General features: G+C 59.5%; 20 protein-coding genes. 12 read left to right on the top strand and 8 right to left on the bottom strand.

Annotated elements, in window-relative coordinates; translation table 11 throughout:
* Positions 1-87 precede the first annotated feature (87 nt).
* Positions 88-756 (top strand): hypothetical protein, encoded by a 669-nt coding sequence (locus tag MJP36_RS04850; RefSeq protein ID WP_244384974.1) that lies wholly within the window; start codon positions 88-90, stop codon positions 754-756.
* 647 nt (positions 757-1403) lie between these two features.
* Here the strand turns inward: MJP36_RS04850 and MJP36_RS04845 are convergent.
* Positions 1404-1814 carry a hypothetical protein gene (locus MJP36_RS04845; protein ID WP_244384973.1) on the bottom strand — a complete coding sequence of 137 codons (411 nt, stop codon included), beginning with the start codon at positions 1812-1814 and terminating at the stop codon, positions 1404-1406.
* Between MJP36_RS04845 and MJP36_RS04840 the strand changes: the two genes are divergently transcribed.
* The 10 genes from MJP36_RS04840 (at position 1803) to pqqE (ending at position 12573) form a co-directional block, all read left to right on the top strand.
* A protein-coding gene (locus tag MJP36_RS04840) for an IS3 family transposase (RefSeq protein ID WP_244384972.1) occupies positions 1803-2965 on the top strand; the annotation gives its coding sequence in 2 pieces (ribosomal slippage) (positions 1803-2058 and positions 2058-2965; 1164 coding nt in all). The two genes, MJP36_RS04845 and MJP36_RS04840, sit on opposite strands and share 12 nt — an antisense overlap.
* 607 nt (positions 2966-3572) lie before the next feature.
* Positions 3573-4019 carry an Lrp/AsnC family transcriptional regulator gene (locus MJP36_RS04835; RefSeq protein ID WP_060757265.1) on the top strand — a complete coding sequence of 149 codons (447 nt, stop codon included), beginning with the start codon at positions 3573-3575 and terminating at the stop codon, positions 4017-4019.
* 146 nt (positions 4020-4165) lie between these two features.
* Complete coding sequence (locus tag MJP36_RS04830) at positions 4166-5872, top strand: flavin monoamine oxidase family protein (protein ID WP_104994850.1); 1707 nt, start codon at positions 4166-4168, stop codon at positions 5870-5872.
* Between the two features lie 10 nt (positions 5873-5882).
* On the top strand, positions 5883-6677 hold the full coding sequence (locus MJP36_RS04825; protein WP_060757263.1) for a carbon-nitrogen hydrolase family protein: 795 nt from the start codon (positions 5883-5885) through the stop codon (positions 6675-6677).
* A 59-nt stretch (positions 6678-6736) separates the two neighbouring features.
* Positions 6737-9106, top strand: a complete 2370-nt coding sequence (gene pqqF / locus MJP36_RS04820) for a pyrroloquinoline quinone biosynthesis protein PqqF (protein ID WP_244385603.1) — start codon at positions 6737-6739, stop codon at positions 9104-9106.
* A 158-nt stretch (positions 9107-9264) separates the two neighbouring features.
* Entirely contained in the window at positions 9265-9339 is a 75-nt protein-coding gene (gene pqqA / locus MJP36_RS04815) for a pyrroloquinoline quinone precursor peptide PqqA (RefSeq protein ID WP_003194766.1), read from the top strand.
* Positions 9340-9409: 70 nt separating this feature from the next.
* Positions 9410-10321 (top strand): pyrroloquinoline quinone biosynthesis protein PqqB, encoded by a 912-nt coding sequence (pqqB, locus tag MJP36_RS04810; protein WP_244384971.1) that lies wholly within the window; start codon positions 9410-9412, stop codon positions 10319-10321.
* A gap of 104 nt (positions 10322-10425) precedes the next feature.
* On the top strand, positions 10426-11178 hold the full coding sequence (gene pqqC / locus MJP36_RS04805; protein ID WP_060757260.1) for a pyrroloquinoline-quinone synthase PqqC: 753 nt from the start codon (positions 10426-10428) through the stop codon (positions 11176-11178).
* Positions 11175-11450, top strand: coding sequence for a pyrroloquinoline quinone biosynthesis peptide chaperone PqqD (pqqD, locus tag MJP36_RS04800; protein WP_060757259.1), 276 nt, complete (start codon positions 11175-11177; stop codon positions 11448-11450). The genes pqqC and pqqD overlap by 4 nt, the downstream gene beginning before the upstream one ends.
* Positions 11443-12573, top strand: a complete 1131-nt coding sequence (gene pqqE, locus MJP36_RS04795) for a pyrroloquinoline quinone biosynthesis protein PqqE (protein WP_232965912.1) — start codon at positions 11443-11445, stop codon at positions 12571-12573. The genes pqqD and pqqE overlap by 8 nt, the downstream gene beginning before the upstream one ends.
* A gap of 5 nt (positions 12574-12578) precedes the next feature.
* On the opposite strand, the gene MJP36_RS04790 is transcribed toward pqqE, so the two are convergent.
* The 3 genes from MJP36_RS04790 to MJP36_RS04780 all read right to left on the bottom strand — a co-directional run bounded on the left by MJP36_RS04790 (position 12579) and on the right by MJP36_RS04780 (position 14705).
* Positions 12579-12737 carry a YqaE/Pmp3 family membrane protein gene (locus tag MJP36_RS04790; protein ID WP_003228885.1) on the bottom strand — a complete coding sequence of 53 codons (159 nt, stop codon included), beginning with the start codon at positions 12735-12737 and terminating at the stop codon, positions 12579-12581.
* 95 nt (positions 12738-12832) lie between these two features.
* Positions 12833-13153 carry a helix-turn-helix domain-containing protein gene (locus tag MJP36_RS04785; protein ID WP_060757257.1) on the bottom strand — a complete coding sequence of 107 codons (321 nt, stop codon included), beginning with the start codon at positions 13151-13153 and terminating at the stop codon, positions 12833-12835.
* A gap of 289 nt (positions 13154-13442) precedes the next feature.
* Positions 13443-14705, bottom strand: coding sequence for an aspartate aminotransferase family protein (locus MJP36_RS04780; protein WP_244384970.1), 1263 nt, complete (start codon positions 14703-14705; stop codon positions 13443-13445).
* A gap of 209 nt (positions 14706-14914) precedes the next feature.
* Here MJP36_RS04780 and MJP36_RS04775 point away from each other — a divergent pair, with 209 nt between their 5' ends.
* Positions 14915-15814 (top strand): LysR family transcriptional regulator, encoded by a 900-nt coding sequence (locus MJP36_RS04775; protein WP_244384969.1) that lies wholly within the window; start codon positions 14915-14917, stop codon positions 15812-15814.
* A gap of 226 nt (positions 15815-16040) precedes the next feature.
* On the opposite strand, the gene MJP36_RS04770 is transcribed toward MJP36_RS04775, so the two are convergent.
* From MJP36_RS04770 to MJP36_RS04755, 4 genes are all read right to left on the bottom strand, one after another.
* Entirely contained in the window at positions 16041-17819 is a 1779-nt protein-coding gene (locus MJP36_RS04770) for an acyl-CoA dehydrogenase C-terminal domain-containing protein (RefSeq protein WP_060757254.1), read from the bottom strand.
* A gap of 120 nt (positions 17820-17939) precedes the next feature.
* Positions 17940-19712: an acyl-CoA dehydrogenase C-terminal domain-containing protein gene (locus MJP36_RS04765; protein ID WP_205345404.1), complete on the bottom strand. Its 1773-nt coding sequence runs from the start codon at positions 19710-19712 to the stop codon at positions 17940-17942.
* Positions 19713-19802: 90 nt separating this feature from the next.
* Positions 19803-21092 (bottom strand): GGDEF domain-containing protein, encoded by a 1290-nt coding sequence (locus tag MJP36_RS04760; RefSeq protein WP_090368401.1) that lies wholly within the window; start codon positions 21090-21092, stop codon positions 19803-19805.
* A 206-nt stretch (positions 21093-21298) separates the two neighbouring features.
* Positions 21299-23104: a phenylacyl-CoA dehydrogenase gene (locus MJP36_RS04755; RefSeq protein WP_060757251.1), complete on the bottom strand. Its 1806-nt coding sequence runs from the start codon at positions 23102-23104 to the stop codon at positions 21299-21301.
* Positions 23105-23107 lie beyond the last annotated feature (3 nt).

Below are 23107 nucleotides of genomic sequence, written 5' to 3'. Positions count from 1 at the left end.
GCGCGATATACGCGTGTAATGACGGTTTGCCATCGTCAACGAATGCCGGGAAACTGGACCCAACAGAAAACGAATAAGGGCTACACAATGGCCAACGCAAAACAGTCAGCAAAACGCCGCTTAACGATGGCGGAACGTGCTCAGCAACTGATGCTAGTCCACTTCCCTGAGATTTCCGAGGCGTTGAAATGGACGCGCAAAACCCACGACGGCTTCAGCACGATCCCTCGGACCCTGCCCATTGCCATGCAGATTATTGACGCTGATTCGAAGGGACAACCTGCTGGGCACGTGCTGTTTTGTCTATGGGCGCGTATGCCCGATCATCCGGTCATAACGATCGAGAATCCCAGCACGTTTGCTGCCGAAGCGGGGTTTCTCGGGGAGCGTGCCGTGGACACCTGGCGTCGTCGGATGAAGAAGCTCCGGGAGCTGAACTTCATCATGACCAAGCCCGGTGCATCCGGCGAATTTCACTATGTGATGCTCACCAATCCTAACGCTGCGGTCGAGTGGATGCGTAAGCACAGCAAGGTTCAGGATGGCCTGTATAGCCGCTTCATCGAGCGACTCCCGGAGATCGGTGCCTATGGAGATATCGAGGCATTCCAGGCCCATTGGGCAGAACTCCAAAAAGCAGAGAAGGCAGTCGCAGCCAAGGCCGCAAAAGGTAGCAAAAAAGCATCGCCACCTCCGCCGGCACCGGCTCCATCCAGCAAGCCCAAACGGACAGCGAAGGCTAAGGCAAATGCTTAAGAGAGCTACGGGCATCGAGTGCCAATCCGCCCACCTCGATGCCCTCAAAAATAAAGCTCTGGACCAGCTGAGGGTCGAGTCTTGACTGGGCAGGGCTGTGGTGGTGCAACGTTTAGCTGACAGCCGATACGACCTAGAGGAGGCCGAAAATGCAATTACTGAGGAGAAGAGCCGCGGGCATCGAGTGCCAATCCACCCACCTCGATGCCCACAAAAACAAAGCCCTGGACCAGCTGAGGGTCGAGTCTTGACTGGTCAGGGCTGTGGTGGTGCAACGTTTAGCTGACAACCGATACGACCTAGAGGAGGCCGAAAATGCAGTTACTGAGGAGAAGAGCTACGGGCATCGAGTGCCAATCCACCCACTTCGATGCCCTCAAAAACAAAGCCCTGGACCAGCTGAGGGTCGAGTCTTGACTGGTCAGGGCTGTGGTGGTGCAACGCTAGGGATGCTAGACATCGGCAAGAAGTCTAGCATCCCCCTATCTAAGCGAAAAGCAGCGGCAGGCAATCAGGAGCCCCACTACGTTGCGCGCTTTTTTGAGATACGAAAACGTGATCGCGTCGGCTCGATGAAGGAATACCTGGCTTTTCCATAGGCGCGGCCAAGCGAAACGTTTCGTCATTCCCCCTCCTTGAGTTTGAATTTACTTGTTTGGATCGAATTGCTGCCAAGACTCGGGCATGCCTGTGCCGAAGCCACAATTCAGGCAATCCAGCCCTTTCTCATCAACTGATCGATTGAAAGCAAATGTCTTGCCTTTAAGATCAGTCAAAAGCAGTTTTTCGCCTTTGCTTTTTGCCTCCCAGGTTTGTTCACTCAGAACCTTTTTCTGAAAAGGATCGACCTTCACGACTGTGGCCTTACTGCCCTTAATATCGATGGCTACCAGTGGTCCTATTACGCCTTGCATGGCTCGATAGCTACCCTCAAACGGATTGCCACAACCACTCAGGCCGACACACAGCTCGATGAGGCAACTGTAGTGGTCTAATGAAACCGGACACCCATTTAGGCGAGAATACTCGCCAGATCGAGGTGTCAGATGACCAAACAACGCCGCTCCTTTACGCCTGAATTCAAACGCGAGGCTGCCGACCTCGTACTCAAACAAAACTACAGCTACGTCGAAGCCAGCCGCTCACTCGGCATTGGCGAATCGGCATTACGCCGCTGGGTTGATCAGATTCAGAAAGAACATAAAGGCATCACCCCGCAGAGCAAGGCGCTGACGCCAGAACAGCAAAAAATCCAGGAGCTTGAAGCCCGGATCGCTCGGCTTGAGCGAGAGAAATCAATACTAAAAAAGGCTACCGCGCTCTTGATGTCGGAAGATCACGAGCGTTCGCGCTGATTGACCAGTTGAGCGCCCATGAGCCGGTAGACTGGCTGTGCAAGGTGTTTGCCGTCACCCGCTCGTGTTACTACGCTCAGCGCCTGCGACGCCGCACGCCTGATGTAAAACGGCCTCGATTGCGTAGCCGCGTCAGTGAACTGTTCTCGCAAAGCCGAAGCGCTGCGGGCAGTCGCAGCATCTTGTCGTTGATGCGTGAAGACGGTGAGCAACTTGGTCGATTCAAAGTGCGCAGCTTGATGCGCGAGCTTGATTTAGTTAGTAAACAACCCGGCTCTCACGCCTACAAACGAGCAACAGTAGAAAGACTCGACATCCCGAATACGTTGAGCCGTGAATTCGATGTACCTGTCCCCAATCAAGTCTGGTGCGGCGACATCACCTACATTTGGGCGCAAGGAAAGTGGCATTACTTGGCCGTCGTCCTGGATCTCTGCACGCGTAGGATCGTGGGTTGGGCGCTATCGGAAAAGCCAGACGCTGAACTGGTGATCAAGGCACTGGATATGGCCTACGAGCAGCGTGGCAGGCCTTCGGATCTGTTGTTCCACTCGGATCAAGGGTCGCAATATGCAAGTCGATTGTTTCGCCAGCGGTTGTGGCGATACCGCATTCGCCAGAGCATGAGCCGGCGAGGAAACTGCTGGGATAACGCACCGATGGAGCGCGTATTCCGCAGCTTGAAAACAGAATGGATACCGACCTTGGGCTATCGAACTGCGCAGGAAGCACAGCGCGATATCAGCCATTTTTTGATGCATCGTTACAACTGGATTCGGCCTAACCAGTTCAACGGTGGGTTGGCACCAGCTCGGGCCGAGGAAAAACTTAACGTCGTGTCCGGGATTAGTTGACCACTACAGTGGGCATCAGGGCATGGATGAGTGCTTTTTTGGACAGCTGTCCTAGGGTGCGCAATGGGGTACTGGATGGGTGTGTTCGGGGCATTCAAGGGAATCCATAAGGCATTAGCGGTGCTTTGGTGGTACTAAGCGGGAATTAGAAGGGGCCTCGTCACCCCCGCTTTGGTCCAAAACAGCGAAAAAGCGCTTTAAGCGCTAAGGTCCGCACAAAAAAAGGCTCCATTACCCTTCGGGTCCGTCGTTTGATACAGGCGCCTAGTTTAATCAGCAGAGGAACCAGCACCTGGGCACCAGGCTTAGGCATCCGCAGCAGCGGAGGCGTCCTATAAGTACATTGGCGGTACAGTCCCCAGTCGTAACCACTTTTACAAAACTGGCAAAAACTCAGCGTTAACAGAAGGTTAGCCCTATTGTACCTTTGCCTACCCTCGCCTAGACTTACATGGCCTCGGAGTGTCATTCGGTGACTCATAATCCTTTGGTCCACGGTTCAAGTCCGTGTGGGCCCACCAACTCCAAAGCCGCGCATTGCGCGGCTTTTGTGTGTCTGGAAGTCTGTAACATGTAGCCCACTGCCGTCAGCACTGGAGTGCCCACTTTGCCCGTCCTCGATGAAATCGACCGCCAACTGATCGCCGCCCTGCAGATCAACGCTCGTGAAAGCGTGGCGATGCTTGCGCGGCAGCTGGGTATCGCGCGCACCACGGTGACGTCGCGCCTGGCACGCCTAGAGAAGACCCAGGTGATTACCGGATATGGCGTGCGCCTGGGCCAGCGGGTAGTGGACGGCGGTTTGCAGGCTTATGTGGGGATTACCGTGCAAGCGCGCTCGGGCAAGGATGTGTTGCGCAGGCTGAGTGCCATGGCGCAGGTCCAGCAGTTGTGTGCAGTCAGCGGTGAATTCGATTACGTGGCGTGGCTGCGTACCGATTCGCCGGAACAACTGGATCAATTGCTGGACCAGATCGGCAGCGTCGACGGGGTCGAGAAAACCACCACCTCCATCATCCTCAGCAGTAAATTGGACCGCGGCCAGCCAATCTGACCACTTGCTTCGTCACTTTGACTAAAAACAATTCAATCCGACGACACTTTGCGTCTTATTAACGAACACTGAGCTCCCTAAACTGGCTGCCATCTTTTCCTATACTCCACGGGACGTGCCCCGCCGAGTCGCCAGCCAGGTGTGCCATGAACGAAGCCAACCAAAAGACTTTCCAAAAGCCCAATCGCCACCCTGCAGACGGCAAAAAGCCCATCACCATCTTCGGCCCGGACTTCCCGTTTGCCTTTGACGACTGGATCGAACACCCCGCCGGGCTGGGCAGTATTCCCGTCGCCCAGCATGGGGCTGAAGTCGCCATTGTCGGCGCCGGGATTGCCGGGCTGGTGGCCGCTTACGAGCTGATGAAGCTGGGCCTGAAACCCGTGGTATACGAAGCCTCGAAGATGGGCGGCCGCCTGCGCTCCCAAGCATTTGAAGGCGCCGAGGGCATCATCGCCGAACTGGGCGGCATGCGTTTCCCGGTGTCCTCCACCGCGTTCTACCACTATGTGGACAAGCTGGGCCTGGAAACCAAACCCTTCCCCAACCCGCTGACTCCGGCCTCCGGCAGCACCGTGATCGACCTCGAAGGCCAGACCCACTACGCGCAAAAACTCTCCGACCTGCCGGTGCTGTTCCAGGAAGTTGCCGACGCCTGGGCCGATGCCCTGGAAGCCGGCTCGCAGTTCGGTGATATCCAACAAGCTATCCGTGATCGCGACGTACCGCGTCTAAAGGAGCTGTGGAATAAGCTCGTGCCGCTGTGGGACGACCGCACTTTCTACGACTTCGTCGCCACCTCCAAGGCCTTCGCCAAGCTGTCGTTCCTGCATCGCGAAGTCTTCGGCCAGGTGGGCTTCGGCACCGGCGGCTGGGACTCGGACTTTCCCAACTCCATGCTGGAAATCTTCCGTGTGGTCATGACCAACTGCGACGATCACCAACACTTGGTGGTCGGGGGTGTGGCGCAGGTGCCCATGGGCATCTGGCGTCATGTACCGGAGCGCTGCGCCCACTGGCCGGCGGGTACCAGCCTCAGCTCGCTGCATCGGGGCGCGCCACGGGCCGGGGTGAAGCGTATTGCCCACGCTGCCGATGGCCGTTTCGCCGTCACGGATAACTACGGCGACACCCGCGAATACGCGGCGGTGCTGACCACCTGCCAGAGCTGGCTGTTGACCACCCAGATCGAGTGTGATGAAAGCCTGTTCTCGCAAAAAATGTGGATGGCCCTGGACCGCACCCGCTACATGCAATCGTCGAAAACCTTTGTCATGGTCGACCGCCCGTTCTGGAAAGACAAAGACCCGGAAACCGGCCGCGACCTGATGAGCATGACCCTGACCGACCGCCTGACCCGCGGCACTTACCTGTTCGATAATGGCGACGATAAACCGGGGGTCATCTGCCTGTCGTACTCCTGGATGAGCGACGCGCTGAAAATGCTCCCGCAGCCCATCGATAAGCGCGTAAAACTGGCCCTCGACGCCCTGAAGAAGATTTACCCGAAAGTCGACATCAAGGCGCGCATCATCGGCGACCCGATTACCGTGTCCTGGGAAGCCGACCCGCATTTCCTCGGGGCCTTCAAAGGCGCGTTGCCCGGCCACTATCGCTACAACCAGCGGATGTATGCGCACTTCATGCAGAAGGACATGCCCGCCGAACAACGTGGGATTTTTATCGCCGGCGACGATGTATCCTGGACCCCGGCCTGGGTGGAAGGCGCGGTTCAGACCTCACTGAACGCGGTGTGGGGCATCATGACTCACTTCGGCGGCCGCACTCATCCGGAAAACCCAGGCCCGGGCGATGTGTTCGATGAAATCGGGCCGATTGCTTTAGCGGATTAAGGAGTCAAGCATGCGTGTCGCCCTGTACCAATGCCCACCACGACCGCTGGATGTGGCCGCCAATCTCAAGCGGCTGCATCAAGTGGCGCACGAGGCCTCGGGCGCCGATGTGCTGGTGTTGCCGGAGATGTTTCTCAGCGGCTATAACATCGGCGCCGAAGCCGTTGGCGCACTGGCTGAAGCCCAGGACGGCGCGTCGGCACAGGCAATCGCCGCACTGGCCAAAAGCGCCGGGCTGGCGATTCTGTATGGCTACCCGGAACGGGCCGATGACGGGCAGATCTACAATGCCGTGCAGTTGATCGACGCCCACGGCCAGCGCCTGTGCAACTACCGCAAGACTCACCTGTTCGGTGATCTGGACCACTCGATGTTCAGTGCCGGGGAGGATGATTTCCCGGTAGTTGAGTTGAATGGCTGGAAGCTGGGGTTCCTGATCTGCTACGACCTGGAGTTTCCGGAAAACACTCGGCGCCTGGCCCTCGCCGGCGCCGAGCTGATCCTGGTGCCCACCGCCAATATGGTGCCATTCGACTTTGTCGCCGACGTCACCGTGCGGGCGCGGGCCTTCGAAAATCAATGCTATGTGGCTTACGCCAACTATTGCGGGCATGAAGACGAGATTCAATATTGCGGGCAAAGCAGCATTGCGGCGCCGAACGGTCAGCGAATCGCCCAGGCCGGGCTGGATGAAGCCTTGATTGTGGGCGAGCTGGATCGCCGCTCAATCCTGGAGGCCCGCGCCGCCAATCACTACTTGCAAGACCGTCGCCCGGAGCTCTACGGCGTGCTGAACAAACCCTGAGCCAGCCGGTTTGCCGGCGGTTTGTTAACATGGCCACACCCTACGTTTCGGAAGTGTCCATGCCTGCCCCGGCCCACCCTCATCATCGTCATCTGACCCTGGCCAATGGCCTGCAGGTTTCTCTACGCCATGCACCGCGCTTGAAGCGTTGCGCCGCAGCCTTGCGGGTGGCCGTCGGCAGCCATGATGTGCCTTTGGCGTGGCCGGGATTGGCGCATTTTCTGGAGCATTTGTTGTTTCTGGGCACCGAGCGTTTCCCCGCGAACGACGCCTTGATGGCGTACGTGCAGCGTCACGGCGGCCAGGTCAACGCCAGTACCCGGGAGCGCACCACCGACTTCTTTTTCGAGTTGCCGGTGTCGACCTTCGCCGAGGGGCTTGAGCGACTGGCCGAGATGCTCGCTCATCCACGCCTGGCAATTGAAGATCAACTGCGTGAACGCGAAGTGCTGCACGCGGAGTTCGTCGCCTGGTCGCAGGATGCCCAGGCGCAACGGCAGGTCGCACTGCTCGAAGGTCTGGCCGATGATCATCCGCTGCGGGGTTTTCATGCAGGTAATCGCGACAGCCTGCCCGTGGAAAGTGAGCTGTTTCAGCAAGCGCTGAGGGCATTCCACACCGACTTCTATCAGAGTGGGCAGATGACCCTGAGCCTTGCCGGCCCCCAGCCGTGGGACGAACTCGAAGCGCTGGCGCGGCGGTTCAGCGAACAGCTGGCCGCCGGGGCTGGCCACCCACAGGCCGCTCCGCCGGCGCTGATGCGCGACCAGGCCACGGGTTATCAGCACACTGCCAATGGTCACCTGCACCACGTCATTGCCTACGATGTACCACGCGAAGCCCTGGAGTTTCTCTGCACCTGGCTCAACAGCGCAGCGCCCGGCGGGTTGCTGGCTGAACTGAAAAATCGAAAGCTGGCCAGCACATTGCGTGCCTCGGTGCTTTATCAGTTTGCCGGGCAAGCACTGCTGGATATCGACTTTGCCCTCGACACCCACGCTGATTCGGCGGCGCTGATCGAGATGTTGTTGCACGACTGGCTGAGTTTTTTCGCCCACAGTGACTGGACGTCACTGCGCGAAGAATTCGCCCTGCTGGCGGCGCGTCAACTTCAGGTCCAAGGCGCCCTGGCGTTGGCGCGGTACGAAAGCCAAGCGCTGTCGGAGCACAGCGTCAGTGCCTTGAAGGCCCTGCTTGATTCACTGCAGCTGAAGCCCGCCCAGCACACTTGGCAGTTGCCACCCGGCAACCCCTTCCTGCGCCCGCCCGTCAAAGAAGAACGCGCCGGCCTGATTCGCGGCCAAACCAGCGCCCATCGCGGCCTGCGCACCTTTGCCCAGGATCGTTCCCGAGGCCGACGCGAAGCCTCCGCGCTGACGTTCAGCAAAGCCTTGGCTGATGACACCGAGGAAGGTGCGCTCTATCTGCATTGGCAGTTTGATTCAAGCCTCCCTGCCGGGCTGGAAAGCGCATTGCAGCCGTTGCGGGACAACGCCCATCAGGCGGGCGTCGAATTATCGTTCGAAACCCTAGCCAATGACTGGTGGGTGAAAATGACCGGCCTCCACGAGCCGATGCCGGCCGTGCTCGAAGCCTTGGCGCATAACCTTAACCTGCCCGTGGCCCATGAGACGCCCTCCAACGCAGCGCCGCTGATCGCGATCCGAGCACTGCTCAAGGCGCTCCCGGCTTGCTGTGCCGGTGCTCGCAGCGAACCTCGCGTGACGCCGGCAGCGTGGAACACCGCACGCTGGCAAGGGTTGGGCCTGGGGTTGCCTGCCGCATGCGAAGCCGCGATCAAAACCGCTGCCGCTCGTTTGCCTGGGCAGCCCGCGAGCATCGAGTACCAACACCCGCCCATCGGTGGTCAACGTCTCTGGCACGCGATGGCAACGGCGTCCGACGAAGCGGCATTACTGCTGTTTTGCCCGGCACCCACACAATCCCTGGAGGACGAGGCCGCGTGGCGCCTGCTCGGGCATCTGTTGCAGGGGCCTTTCTACCAACGCTTGCGCGTCGAGCTGCAAGTCGGCTACGCCGTATTTAGCGGCGTGCGACAGATCAACGGGCAAACCGGGCTGCTGTTTGGCGTGCAGTCCCCCAGCGTTTCCCTCGCCGGTATCGTCGAACACCTGCAAACCTTTCTGACACAACTGCCGTCGTTGATCGAGGGCAGCGCCGACCTGGGGGGCCAGGACCTGGCCCGGCAGCTCACGGCACTTTCTGTCGCCCAAGCCGCCGAGCAGCTTTGGCACGCGCAGTTGGCCGGCCATTCGTCGGGATATCTGGAGCGGCTTGAACAACTCATCCGATCTCGCACGCGTGAAGATTTACTGCAGGCCGCCCGGCAACTCAACAATGCCTCGGGCGGCTGGCGCTGTGTCGCCAACGGCCCACGTATCAGCGATCACTGGCAAGCCGCAGGCTGATCATTGCCAGGCCTGCAAAAGGCTTTTTCTTTCGAGACAGCGCTAACTTGAGAAGAATTGCGTAATATTCATACGCAGTATCTGAACATCTCCGACAGGAGGTGGACTATATGTAGTAGTTGGTAGTGAACGTCCCATCCTTTGGTAGGAGTATGAATATGACCTGGTCCAAACCTGCTTACACTGATCTGCGCATCGGTTTCGAAGTCACCATGTACTTCGCCAGCCGTTAATCCGCTGGGTAATACAACGCCTCGGTTCGCCCGGGGCGTTTTTGTTTGAGCTTTGCTTGATGGAGCGACCATGTTTGTCCAGATTCTAGGTTCCGCCGCCGGCGGTGGTTTCCCACAGTGGAACTGCAACTGCGTGAACTGCGCAGGTTTTCGTGATGGCAGCTTAAAGGCCCAGGCCCGCACCCAGTCGTCCATCGCGATCTCCGACGATGGCGTGAACTGGGTACTGTGCAATGCCTCGCCGGATATCCGGGCGCAACTGCAAGGCTTTGTCCCGATGCAACCCGGCCGTGCCCTGCGTGACACCGGCATCAGCGCGATCATCCTGATGGACAGCCAGATCGACCACACCACCGGCCTGCTGAGCCTGCGTGAAGGCTGCCCGCACCAAGTGTGGTGCACCGACATGGTCTTTGAGGACCTGAGCACCGGTTTCCCGTTGTTCACCATGCTCACCCATTGGAACGGCGGCCTGGTCAGGAACCGCATCGAGCTGGACACCGGCTTCACCATCCCGGCCTGCCCAAACCTGCGTTTTACCCCGTTGCCACTGCGCAGCGCTGCGCCGCCCTACTCGCCACACCGCTTCGACCCGCACCCAGGCGACAACATCGGCCTGATCGTCGAAGACCTGCGCACCGGCGGCAAACTGTTCTACGCCCCGGGACTGGGCAAGGTCGACGCGCCGTTGCTGGAGATCATGGCCGGTAGCGATTGCCTGTTGGTGGATGGCACGATGTGGGATGACGATGAAATGCAACGCCGTGGCGTCGGCACTCGCACCGGCCGCGAGATGGGCCACCTGGCGCAGAACGGCCCCGGCGGCATGCTCGAAGTGCTTGCGCAGTTGCCTGAACAGCGCAAGGTACTTATCCACATCAACAACACCAACCCGATTCTCGATGAAGACTCCCCCGAGCGGGCCGAGTTGGTGCGGCGCAATGTCGAAGTGGCTTACGACGGCATGAGCATCGAACTGTAGGAGCTGGCTGCCCGCGAAAAATCCAAGGGCACCGCGCTCATTCAGAATGCCCCGTCATCGTTAACCACCTTCGCGAGCAAGCTCGCTCCTGCAGGAGACTTCTTATGACTGAAAGACCGATGAACACCGCAGAATTTGAAAAGGCCCTGCGGGCCAAGGGCGCCTTCTACCATATCCATCACCCGTACCATGTGGCGATGTATGAAGGCCGCGCCACCCGCGAGCAGATCCAGGGTTGGGTCGCCAACCGCTTTTACTATCAGGTAAATATCCCGCTGAAAGACGCGGCGATCCTGGCCAACTGCCCGGACCGTGAAATCCGCCGCGAGTGGATTCAACGCCTGCTTGACCACGACGGCGCACCCGGCGAAGACGGTGGGATCGAAGCCTGGTTGCGCCTGGGCCAGGCGGTCGGTCTCGACCCCGATCAACTACGCTCCCAGGAATTGGTGCTGCCCGGTGTGCGTTTTGCGGTGGATGCCTACGTCAACTTCGCCCGTCGCGCCAGCTGGCAAGAAGCCGCCAGCAGTTCGCTGACCGAGCTGTTCGCCCCGCAGATCCACCAGTCGCGCCTCGACAGTTGGCCGCAGCATTACCCGTGGATTGATCCAGCCGGCTACGAATATTTCCGCACGCGCCTGGGCCAGGCCCGTCGCGACGTGGAGCACGGGCTGGCGATCACCCTGCAGCACTACACGACTCGCGAAGGCCAGGAGCGCATGCTGGAAATACTTCAGTTCAAACTGGATATTTTGTGGAGCATGCTGGACGCCATGAGCATGGCCTATGAACTCAACCGCCCGCCCTATCACAGCGTGACCGAGCAACGGGTGTGGCATAAAGGGATCACCCTATGAGCTTTGATCGCAGCAAAAAACCGACCTGGCGCCAAGGCTATCGCTACCAGTACGAGCCTGCGCAAAAAGGCCATGTGTTGCTCTATCCCGAAGGCATGATCAAGCTCAACGACAGCGCCGCCTTGATCGGGGGGTTGATCGACGGTGAGCGCGACGTCGCGGCCATCATCGCCGAGCTGGAAAAACAATTTCCCGGTGTGCCTGAACTCGGTGAAGACATCGAGCAATTCATGGAGGTCGCCCGTGCTGAGCACTGGATCAACCTTGCCTGAAAAACCCGCTGTCGGCCTGCCGCTATGGTTGCTCGCCGAGCTGACTTACCGCTGCCCGTTGCAATGCCCGTATTGCTCCAACCCGCTGGATTTTGCCGAGCAGGGCAAGGAGCTGAGCACCGAGCAGTGGATCAAGGTGTTTCGCGAAGCGCGGGAAATGGGTGCGGCACAACTGGGGTTTTCCGGCGGTGAACCGCTGGTGCGCCAGGACCTCGCAGAGCTGATCGCCGAGGCACGCCAGTTGGGGTTCTACACCAACCTGATCACCTCCGGCATCGGCCTCACCGAACAGAAAATCAGCGACTTCAAAAAAGCCGGCCTGGACCATATCCAGATCAGCTTCCAGGCCAGCGATGAACAGGTGAACAACCTGCTGGCCGGCTCCAAAAAAGCCTTCGCGCAAAAACTGGAAATGGCCCGTGCGGTCAAGGCCCACGGCTATCCGATGGTGCTGAACTTTGTCACCCATCGGCACAATATCGACAAGATCGACCGTATCATCGAGCTGTGCATCGCGCTGGAAGCCGACTTCGTCGAACTCGCCACCTGCCAGTTCTATGGCTGGGCACAGCTCAATCGCGTGGGGTTGCTGCCGACTAAAGAGCAGTTGGTGCGCGCCGAACGCATCACCAACGAGTACCGTGCCAAGCTTGAAGCCCAAGGGCACCCCTGCAAGCTGATCTTCGTGACCCCGGACTACTACGAGGAGCGCCCAAAAGCCTGCATGAACGGCTGGGGCAGTATCTTTCTGACGGTGACACCCGACGGCACCGCCCTGCCCTGCCACGGCGCCCGACAGATGCCGGTGCAATTTCCTAATGTGCGCGATCACAGCATGCAGCACATCTGGTACGACTCGTTCGGCTTCAACCGCTTTCGCGGCTACGACTGGATGCCCGAACCGTGCCGTTCGTGTGACGAAAAGGAAAAGGACTTCGGCGGCTGCCGCTGCCAGGCCTTTATGCTGACGGGGGATGCAAGCAATGCCGACCCGGTGTGCAGCAAGTCCGAGCAGCACGGCATCATCCTGCAGGCGCGGGAGGAGGCCGAGCACGCTACTCAGACCATTGAGCAACTGGCCTTTCGCAACGAGCGCAACTCACGACTCATCGCCAAAGGCTGAAGGCCTCAGCGCTTGGCGATGATGTACACCGCATGCACGATGCCCGGGATGTAGCCGCACAGGGTCAGCAGGATATTCAGCCAGAACGCGCCGCCGAACCCCACTTGCAGGAACACGCCCAGTGGCGGCAACAGGATGGCAATGATGATACGAATGAAATCCATAGGGTCAGCTCCAGAAAATCGGCTCGTGTGAGCCGTGTAGCTAATCGACCGTAGGGGTTTGCGAGGGTTCATTGGGTTCTGGCATTGGGCCATCTTCAAGCAAGAATTTCCAACCCGTGCTTCTTTACGATGCTCAGCAACTTGAGCGCCATGCCGCTGGGCTGTTTCTCACCAGATTCCCATTTTTTGACCGTGGAGGCACTGGTGTTCAAGTAACGCGCGAAAACAGGTTGGCTCACATGGCTGCTTTCACGCAGCTGCTTGATCTGTTCGGCTGGAATTTGCGCCGGGACCGTTGCAAGGCACATCTCGTCGAACTCACGTAGAGTGGTTTTGCTGATTGCCCCTATCGAGTGCAGCGCCTGGGCCGATTTATGAACAGATTCCAGCGCTTCACTTTCATACTTTTTGATCATGATGTATCTCCACAAACTCCTTGAGGTCCAGTAGTTGCTGGACTTGTGCCGCGCTTAAAGCTTCCCACAAACATACCACTCAGTGGTATAGACTAGAAACGCGGGCACGCAAAATCTCTCTGCCCCCTCGTCGGCAGTCCTTGCCGACGCTTGCCAAAAAGCCATTGTTTTTACTGATGCTCAATCAACAATTTCAGTCCAAAAATTTCGCTGACAAAAAAACGCCCCCAGCCAAAAGAATCAGGCTGGAGGCGCCGCGTAGGCCGCGAGACGGTTCAGGAATAAGGGATTAAACGGCGATGCCCTTGCGGCATTGCAGTTGTGCGGTACGCACGCGAGAAAAGGCGCGGGCCAGGCGCAGGAGCATTTCGTCGATGTTGCTTTTGCTCACGGTCAGCGCCGGAGTGAAGCGCAGGCAATTGGGCTGCGGGGCATTGAGGATCAGACCTTCGTGCAGGGCGGCCTTTACGACGGCATCCGCAGAATCATCCGACAACGTCAGGCCCCACATCAGACCCTGGCCGCGTAATTGGCCGTGGTCGTAACGGTAGGCCAGGCGAGCGAGACCTTCGCCGAGGTAACAGCCAGACTCACGCACCTGCTCCAGGAAACCGTGCTCCAGCACCGTATCGAGAACCGCCAGACCGGCCGATGCCATCAACGCATTACCATGATGGGTGCCCTCCAGCTCGCCGACTTCGAAGCAGCAGGCTTTGCCGCGCGCCAACAAGGCCGCCAGCGGCACGCCACCGCCCAAGCCCTTGCCGAGGGTGATGATGTCGGCGCGTATACCATACTGCTGTTCTGCAAGTAAGGCGCCACAGCGACCGATGCCCGTTTGCACTTCATCAAGAATCAGCAGGATGCCCAGCTCACGGCATAACCGCTCAACCCCCTTGAGGTAGTGCTCGGTGGCGGGGATCACGCCGGCTTCGGCCTGGATAGGTTCCAGCATTATCGCGACGGTCCCTGCATCCACCGCGGCGTGCAGCGCGGGTAGATCGTTGAACGGCACATGGCTGAACCCAGGCAACTGCGGTTCGAAACGGTTGTCACAGCCGCCCGACGACGCCGACATGGCCGCGAAGCTGCGGCCATGGCAGCCGTTGCCGGCGGTGATGATGCGATAAGCACTACCCCGATGCAGTTGGCCCCATTTGCGCGCCAGCTTGATCGCCGCTTCGCAGGCTTGCGCGCCGCTGTTGAGCAGGTAGCCCTGGTCGCTGCCGGTGTGCTCGCACAAGCGGTCGACGAGGTTGAGTTGCAGGCGGTTGTAAAGGCCATTACCCGGGTTGATCAGTGCTTGAGCCTGATCCGAGAGCGCCTTGATCAATACCTGCGGGCTGTGGCCGAGGCTGTTGGCGGCACCGCCCTGGCTGAAATCGAGATAGGCGCGGTCATCACTGTCCCAGAGCCAGGAGCCCTGGCCGCGCACGAACACCTGCGGCGGGCGCGCAACGGTGGGCATCAGGCGCGCGCTGGAAAGGTCAGTGCCGGTAGTGTCAAGAATCAAATCGTCCAGGCTCGGCGCGGGGCGACGGAACAGATTCACAGCTCACCTCCAATAGCAACCCGACCTTGATCGGTGCAGGGTGCCGACACTGCCTTGCGGTTTTTTGTCTTGCCTATGTAAACGCTATCAACATAAACGCTGTTCATTGCCCGATCCGGCCCTGTACGCCCTGTGAATAGGCGCTAGACTAGGCGCCTGCAGGGCCGACGGCCATTTCGATTTTCCAGCTTTTTCGATAAGTAAGTCTTATGGATTTCAAGCAACTGCGTTATTTCGTCGCGGTGTATGAGGAAGGCCACGTAGGCCGTGCCGCTGAACGCCTTTCGATCTCTCAACCGGCGTTGTCGCAACAGATCCGCCAGTTGGAACAGAACCTGGATGTGGGCCTGTTCGAGCGCAGCAGCAAGCGCCTATTACCTACCCTGGCCGCTCATACGTTGTACAACCATGCCTTGCCGCTGATCGATGGCATGCAGCAAGCCGTTGAAGCCTTGGGCAACTTCAAGGGCCAGGCGATGCGTACCTTGGCCATCGGCGTGCTGCAGACGGTGCACACCAGCCTGGTTCCGCAAATGCTGGAGCGTGTGCGCAAGGCGCAGCCTCATTTGGTCGTGCAAATCTACGAACTGACGGGGCTTGAAATTGAACGGCGCCTGCTCAACGGTTCGCTGGACATTGGCATCAGCTACCTGCCGCCACGCCAGCCGGGGCTGCACGGCACGCTGCTGTATGAGGATGAATTGAAGGTGGTGATCCCCGAAGACCACCCGCTGCGCGAGTTCAAGAAAGTCTCGCTGAAACAGGCGGCCGAATTACCGATGTTGCTGTTGGGCGAAGAGTTTCAAGTGCGCCAGATCTGGCAAGGCCAACTGTCCAACCTTGGGCGGCGCCCGCAAGTGCAGGCAGAGCTAAACACCATGGTGGGCATTCTCGACAGCCTGCCCCACAGTAAATTGGCCACGGTGCTGCCAGGGCGCTCCCAGGACGAGCACAACAGCAAGGCCTTGTTGTGGAAACCCTTGAGTGAACCCAGGGTGGCGCTGAAAGTGGGATTGGTGTGCCGTGATCTACAACGACAGCAGGCGACCGTGGCCTTGCTGCGCACGCTGCTGGAAGGCGTGATGAATGCCCCGCAGGCAAGCGCCTGACTTTTTCGCGGACAAAAGAAAACCCCGCCGAAGCGGGGCTTTGCAGACTGTTTCCCTGACATCCATTTCACTCCGCCGTCCTGGCAGAATCCTACGTGTCCGTGTTGTTGCTTTGCGCTTCCTGCGCGACGTCCATGTGAAGTAGATTATCGGTGGATCCAATTTGGCGATAGAGGACGAATAGCAGCACGTCATGTAAGAGATTGCTTACACGCCCTCCACGCCGTTAGAACAGTGCCTCATCCAGCAAATACAGCGATTCGCTGCCCGCTTTTATCGACGCGCTCAATGAGTGGATACGCGGCAACAGGCGTGCAAAGTAAAAGCGCGCCGTGCCCAATTTGCTGGCGTAGAAATCTTCTTCAGCCTCTTTGCCCAGCGCTGCCTTGGCCATGCGTGCCCACATGTAGGCGTAGGCCATGTACCCAAACGCGTGCAGATATTCCACCGACGCCGCGCCGATCTCATTCGGGTTGGTCTTGGCGCGGTCCAGCACCCAGGCGGTCAATTCATCCAGGTTATCCACCGCTGCGCTGAGTGGGCGGGTGAACTCGGCCAGTTCGGCATTCGCCGTGGCGATGAACTGACGGACTTCGTCGGCGAACAGGCTGTAGAACTTGCCACCGCTGCCCACGATCTTGCGCCCCATCAGGTCCAGAGCCTGAATGCCATTGGTCCCTTCGTAGATCTGGGTGATGCGTACGTCGCGCACCAATTGTTCCTGGCCCCACTCGCGGATGTAGCCATGGCCGCCGAACACTTGCTGGCCGAGTACGGTAGTTTCCAGGCCCAGGTCGGTGAGAAACGCCTTGGCGACCGGGGTCAACAACGCCACCAGGTTATCGGCGCGTTCGCGAGCGGCGGCATCTTCGCTGAATTTGGCGATATCCAACTGCGTCGCCACATAGGTGGAGAACGCACGGCCGCCTTCGTTCGCGGCCTTCATGGTCAGCAGCATGCGCCGCACGTCCGGGTGCACGATGATCGGGTCGGCGGCCTTGTCTTTGGCTTGGGCTCCAGTCGGTGCACGGCTTTGCAGGCGATCGCGGGCGTATTCAATCGCGTTCTGGTAGGAGCGCTCGCCGGACGCCAGGCCCTGGATACCCACGCCCAGACGCTCGTAGTTCATCATGGTGAACATCGCCGCCAAGCCACGGTTTGGCTCGCCGACCAGGTAGCCCACGGCTTCGTCGAAGTTCATCACGCAGGTCGCAGACGCCTGGATGCCCATCTTGTGTTCGATCGAGCCGCAAGTCACCGGGTTACGCGCGCCCAGGCTGCCGTCGGCATTGACCATGAACTTCGGCACCAGGAACAGCGAAATCCCCTTGGGCCCCGCCGGTGCATCCGGCAGCTTGGCCAGCACCAGGTGGATGATGTTTTCGGTGAGATCGTGCTCGCCACCGGTGATGAAGATCTTGGTGCCGCTGACCTTATAGGAACCGTCCACCTGAGGCTCGGCCTTGGTGCGGATCATCCCCAGGTCCGTACCGGCATGGGCTTCGGTCAGGCACATGGAGCCGGCCCACTCACCGGAATACATCTTCGGCAGGTAAGCGGCTTTCAGCTCTTCACTGGCATGGGTATTGATCGACACGCAGGCACCGGAAGTCAGCATCGGATACAGGCCGAACGCCAGGCTCGACGAGTTGATCATTTCTTCGACTTGCGCCGACACGGCTTTGGGCATGCCCATGCCGCCGAAGACAGGGTCACCCCCGACACCCACCCAGCCACCTTCGGCGTAGGTTTTGTAGGCCTGTGGGAATCCATCCGGCGTGCTGACCGCACTGTCCGCCCAGCGGCAGCCTTGCTCGTCGCCACCCCGGCTGAGCGGCGCGATGGACTTGGCGGTCACCTTGCCGGCCTCTTCGAGAATGGCCTCAACGGTTTCGGCATCCACGGTGTCCGCCAATGCCGGCAATTGGGCCCAAGTATTGGCGACCTCAAACACTTCGTTGAGGACGAAGCGCATATCACGCAGCGGCGCTTTGTAATCAGCCATGGCAAACCTCGTGAGAACGTGAAAAGTGATTCGATAGGGATCGGTTTTATGAGCCCCGAGTGTACCCGAACAACTTTTAAGACACATAGGGTCCACTTGTGACTGATTGGTATTTTTAAGTCACTCCAATGCAAATGCTTGCGCAGACAGACTCATCAGGCACTCGCTGCCGGCTTCCACGGCGGCGCGGTGGCCCGTTGTACGGGGCAGCAGGCGCTTGAAGTAGAAGTCGCAGGTGCCCAGCTTGGCCTTGGCGAACTCGATGTCGTCTTGCGCTTGCGCGGCAATGGCCATACGCAGCCACAGGTACGCCAGGATGATGTAGCCGCTGTACATCAGGTAATCCACGGCCGCAGCGCCCACTTCATCCGGGTTTTTCATCGCCGCCATACCAACCTTCATCGTCAACTCGCCCCACTGTTGGTTCAACTGGTCGAGTTGCTCCACATGGGCCTTGAGCTGCGGATGTTCGGCATGCGCCGCGCAGAACTGATGCACGATCCGGGTAAAGCCACGCAATAACTTGCCCTGGCTGCCGAGCACCTTGCGCCCCAGCAAATCCAGAGCCTGGATGCCGTTGGTGCCTTCATAGATCGGTGCAATCCGCGCATCCCGCGCCAATTGCTCCATGCCCCACTCGCGGATGTAGCCATGGCCGCCGAACACCTGCATACCGTGGTTGGTCACCTCCAGCCCGGTCTCGGTCATGAAGGCTTTGCAGATCGGGGTAAGGAAGGCCAACAGGTCTTCAGCGGCCTGGCGCTGCTCGGCGTCGTGACTCAGATGCGCGGTGTCGAGCAATTGCGCAGTGAAGTAGGTCAATGCGCGGTTGCCCTCGTTGAAGGCTTTCATGGTCAGCAGCATGCGCCGCACGTCGGGATGCACGATGATCGGGTCGGCGGCCTTGTCCGGGGCCTTGGCGCCGGTCAGCGAACGCATTTGCAGGCGGTCGTTGGCGTATTTGATCGCGCCCTGAAAACTCGCTTCACCGTTGCACAAGCCCTGCATGCCGGTGCCCAGCCGTGCGTGGTTCATCATGGTGAACATGCAGTTGAGGCCTTTGTTGGCCTCGCCAATCAAAAAGCCCCTGGCACCGTCGAAGTTCAACACACACGTGGCCGAGCCCTTGATCCCCATCTTGTGTTCGATGGAGCCGCAGTGCACCGCGTTACGCTCACCCGATTCCGCATGGAACTTGGGCACGATAAACAAGGAAATACCCTTAGTGCCCGCTGGCGCATCCGGCAGCTTGGCCAGTACCAGATGGATGATATTGGCGCTCATGTCGTGCTCGCCGGCCGAGATGAAGATCTTGCTGCCGGTGACCGCATAGCTGCCGTCCGCCTGCGGCACGGCGCGGGTCTTGATCAGGCCCAGGTCGGTGCCGCAGTGGGCTTCGGTGAGGCACATCGTGCCGGTCCACTCGCCGGCGGTGAGTTTGTTCAGGTAAGTGGCTTTCTGCTCGTCGGTGCCATGGGCGTGGATCGCCGTCATGGCACCATGGGTCAGGCCGGGGTACATGCCCCAGGACGTGTTGCTGGAGCCGATCATTTCGCTCAGCACCAGGCCCAAGGATGGCGGCAGGCCCTGGCCGCCGTAGGCCGGATCGGCCGCCACGCCGTGCCAGCCGCCGTCCACATACTGGGCGAAAGCTTCCTTGAAGCCCTTGGGGGTGGTGACCACGCCATTGTCGAAATGGCATCCCTCTTCATCACCGCTGCGGTTGAGCGGTGCGAGCACGTTTTCGCAGAATTTGGCGCCTTCTTCGAGGATCGCACTGACCATGTCCGGCGTGGCATCCGTAGCCCCCAGCGCCGCATAGTGGCCATGGAAATCAAACACGTTGTCGATCAGAAAGCGCATGTCGCGCAGGGGAGCTTTGTAGTCAGGCATGGCGATGTCTCCGGCAGCAGATACTTTCAACCTACTGCTGGCCAAGACTGCAAACAATCACTGTAGAACCGCTGAATACAGCGCCATCACTCAACCGGCAGCGCGCTCCATACGCACCGCGCCACGCCGGGTCTGCCCGGCCGCGACCACGCAATTACGCCCGGCCCCCTTGGCGGAGTACAGGGCTTCGTCGGCGGATTTGAGCACCTCTTCCGGCGTGCGCTGCTCGGCCTGGCGCTCGGCCACGCCGATGCTGACGGTCACCGACACACTGGACGCCCCGCTGCCTGTGCGACGCTGACGGCCCTGATGATCGTCATGGGGACGGTCCGGGTTGCGCAACTTGATGTCGTAGTTGGCAATGATCTCGCGGATCTCTTCCAGGTGCGGCATGCACTCATCCAGGGTCTTGCCGGCAAACACCACGGCAAATTCTTCACCGCCATAACGGTAGGCACGCCCGCCGCCATTGACCTTGGACAGCTTGCTGGCGACCAGCCGCAGGACCTGGTCACCCACGTCGTGGCCATGGGTGTCGTTGAAGCGCTTGAAGTGGTCGACGTCGCTCATCGCCAACACATAGTTGCGCCCCAGTCGCTGCATGCGTTCGTTGAGCGCGCGCCGCCCGGGCAAGCCGGTCAGCTCATCGCGAAACGCCATTTGATAGGCCTCATGGGCCACACCGGCGGCAATCATCAACATCACCTGGCTGCACATGATGTTCAGGGTGAACGGCAGGATGAAGGTTTGCGGCAACATCCAGAACATTCCCAACAACCCGACCAACTGCGCGGCGTGCAGCGGACGCGGCTGGTACCAGTACTGGGCGGCCAGGGTCAGGAAGCCGACCAGGAACATCGGGTAAGAGAGTTGGATCAGGCTCATCCAGCTGCCATGCAGCGCCGGCCAACGAATTTCCGCCAGCCAGTTCAGCAAGGCCTGCGGGAAACTCTGCTCCAGGGCCAGCGCAACGCTGCCCACGGCGATCAGCACCGCACACCGGGCAATGAAGTCGCGAAACAGGTGGGTCTTTTCCTGCCACAACGCGTAGATGCTGAACAACAGCGGCAACAGCAGGCAACACAGATGAAACACCACGGCGGCATCTTCACGCACGCGGCCATTATCACGGTAAAAGTCCGTCTGGGTGTCCAGCAAGAAGTAGGTGATATACACCGTGATCATCAGGAACAGTTCACGCTGGCGCCGATACACCGCGCAATACGAACCACCGAGCAACAGCACCAAGGTCGGCAGCACGTTGAACAGCGAAGTGAAGAAGACATTGAGGTCTTTGACATACGCAGCCGAGAGCCCGGCCAGCAATAGCAGCAACGAGGGGAGAAAATGGCTGAAACGTACAGCGGACACGCGTGACAAGGGTAAAGCTCCGACCCGCCGATAAAGATGGCACAGTGCCTTCACTGCGCACAGTTAAGCACATTCAATATGACCTGTATCACATTGCCATCACTGTAACGGCAGCCAACCCCAATCCCTGAGTGCTGCGCTGTGTTTTTTATCGCACCCAATAAAAAACCGCCACTCCCGAGGGAGCGGCGGTTTTCAGCAGAACCCGGTAAGGCTTAGTAAGCCAGGCCGAAGTTCTCTTCTTTCATGTCCATCAGGTTGTTGGCGCCCGACAGCATGGTTGCAACGTGAGTGCGGGTACGCGGCAGGATGCGCTGGAAGTAGAAGCGCGCAGTCTGCAGCTTGGCGGTGTAGAACGCCTCTTCGGTGGTGCCGGCAGCCAGTTTTTCGGCGGCCAGGCGCGCCATGTCGGCCCAGAAGTAAGCCAGGCACGCGTAACCGGAGTACATCAGGTAGTCCACCGAGGCGGCACCGACTTCTTCACGGTCTTTCATCGCGGCCATGCCGACCTTCATGGTCAACTCGCCCCACTCTTTGTTCAGTGCAGCCAGCGGTGCGACGAACTCTTTGACGGCTTCGTTGCCTTCGTTGGCCTGGCAGAACTTGTGCACGATCTTGGTGAAACCCTTGAGCGCTTCGCCTTGGGTCATCAGCACTTTACGGCCGAGCAGGTCCAGGGCCTGGATGCCGGTGGTGCCTTCGTACAGCATCGAGATGCGGCTGTCGCGAACGTTCTGCTCCATGCCCCACTCGGCGATGAAGCCGTGGCCACCGTAGATCTGCACGCCGTGGTTGGCCGCTTCAAAACCGACTTCGGTCATGAACGCCTTGGCGATTGGGGTCATGAACGCCAGCAGGCCATCGGCCTGTTTCTTGGCTTCGTCGTCGGTGCCGTACTTGACGATATCCACTTGCTTGGCGGTGAAGTACACCATCGCACGGTTGCCCTCGGCGAAGGCTTTCATGGTCAGCAGCATGCGGCGCACGTCAGGGTGCACGATGATCGGGTCGGCCGCTTTGTCCGGCGCTTTCGGGCCGGTCAGGGAGCGCATTTGCAGACGGTCACGCGCATATTTCAGGCCGCCCTGGAAGCCGATTTCAGCATGGGCCAGGCCCTGCAGTGCGGTTCCCAGGCGAGCGGTGTTCATGAAGGTGAACATGCAGTTCAGGCCTTTGTTCGCCGGGCCGATCAGGAAACCGGTGGCCGCGTCGAAGTTCATCACGCAGGTAGCGTTGCCATGGATGCCCATCTTGTGTTCCAGGGAACCACAGGTCACGGCGTTGCGCTCACCGATCGAGCCGTCTGCATTCGGCAGGAACTTGGGCACGATAAACAGCGAAATACCTTTGGTCCCGGCCGGTGCATCCGGCAGGCGCGCCAGGACGATGTGGACGATGTTATCGGCCATATCGTGCTCACCGGCCGAGATGAAGATTTTGGTGCCGGAAACTTTGTAGGAACCATCAGCCTGAGGTTCGGCCTTGGTGCGCAGCATGCCCAGGTCGGTGCCGCAGTGCGGTTCGGTCAGGCACATGGTGCCGGTCCACTCGCCCGATACCAGCTTCGTCAGGTAAGCCTCTTGCTGCTCAGGCGTGCCGTGTTCGGAGATGGTGTTCATCGCACCGTGGGACAGGCCAGGGTACATGCCCCACGACCAGTTGGCCTCACCGACCATTTCGCTCACGGCCAGGCCCAGGGACTCCGGCAGGCCTTGGCCACCGTGCTCCACATCGTGGGCCAGGCTTGGCCAGCCGCCTTCGACGAACTGTTTGTAGGCTTCCTTGAAACCAGTAGGGGTTTTAACGCCTGACTCGCTCCAGGTACACCCTTCGATGTCACCCACGCGGTTCAACGGTGCCAGCACTTGCTCACAGAACTTGGCGCCTTCTTCAAGAATGGCGTCAACCATGTCCGGGGTAGCGTCCTGGCAAGCCGGCAGGCTCTGATAGTGCGCTTCATAACCGAGCAGTTCGTCACGAACGAAGCGAATATCACGCAAGGGGGCCTTGTAGTCAGGCATAGC

Origin of the sequence: Pseudomonas palleroniana, from assembly GCF_022836895.1 — a bacterium.
In the GTDB taxonomy this organism is placed as follows: domain Bacteria; phylum Pseudomonadota; class Gammaproteobacteria; order Pseudomonadales; family Pseudomonadaceae; genus Aquipseudomonas; species Aquipseudomonas palleroniana.
Note: the sequence above shows the minus strand (reverse complement) of the source record. Positions and strands in the feature narration are given on the sequence as shown.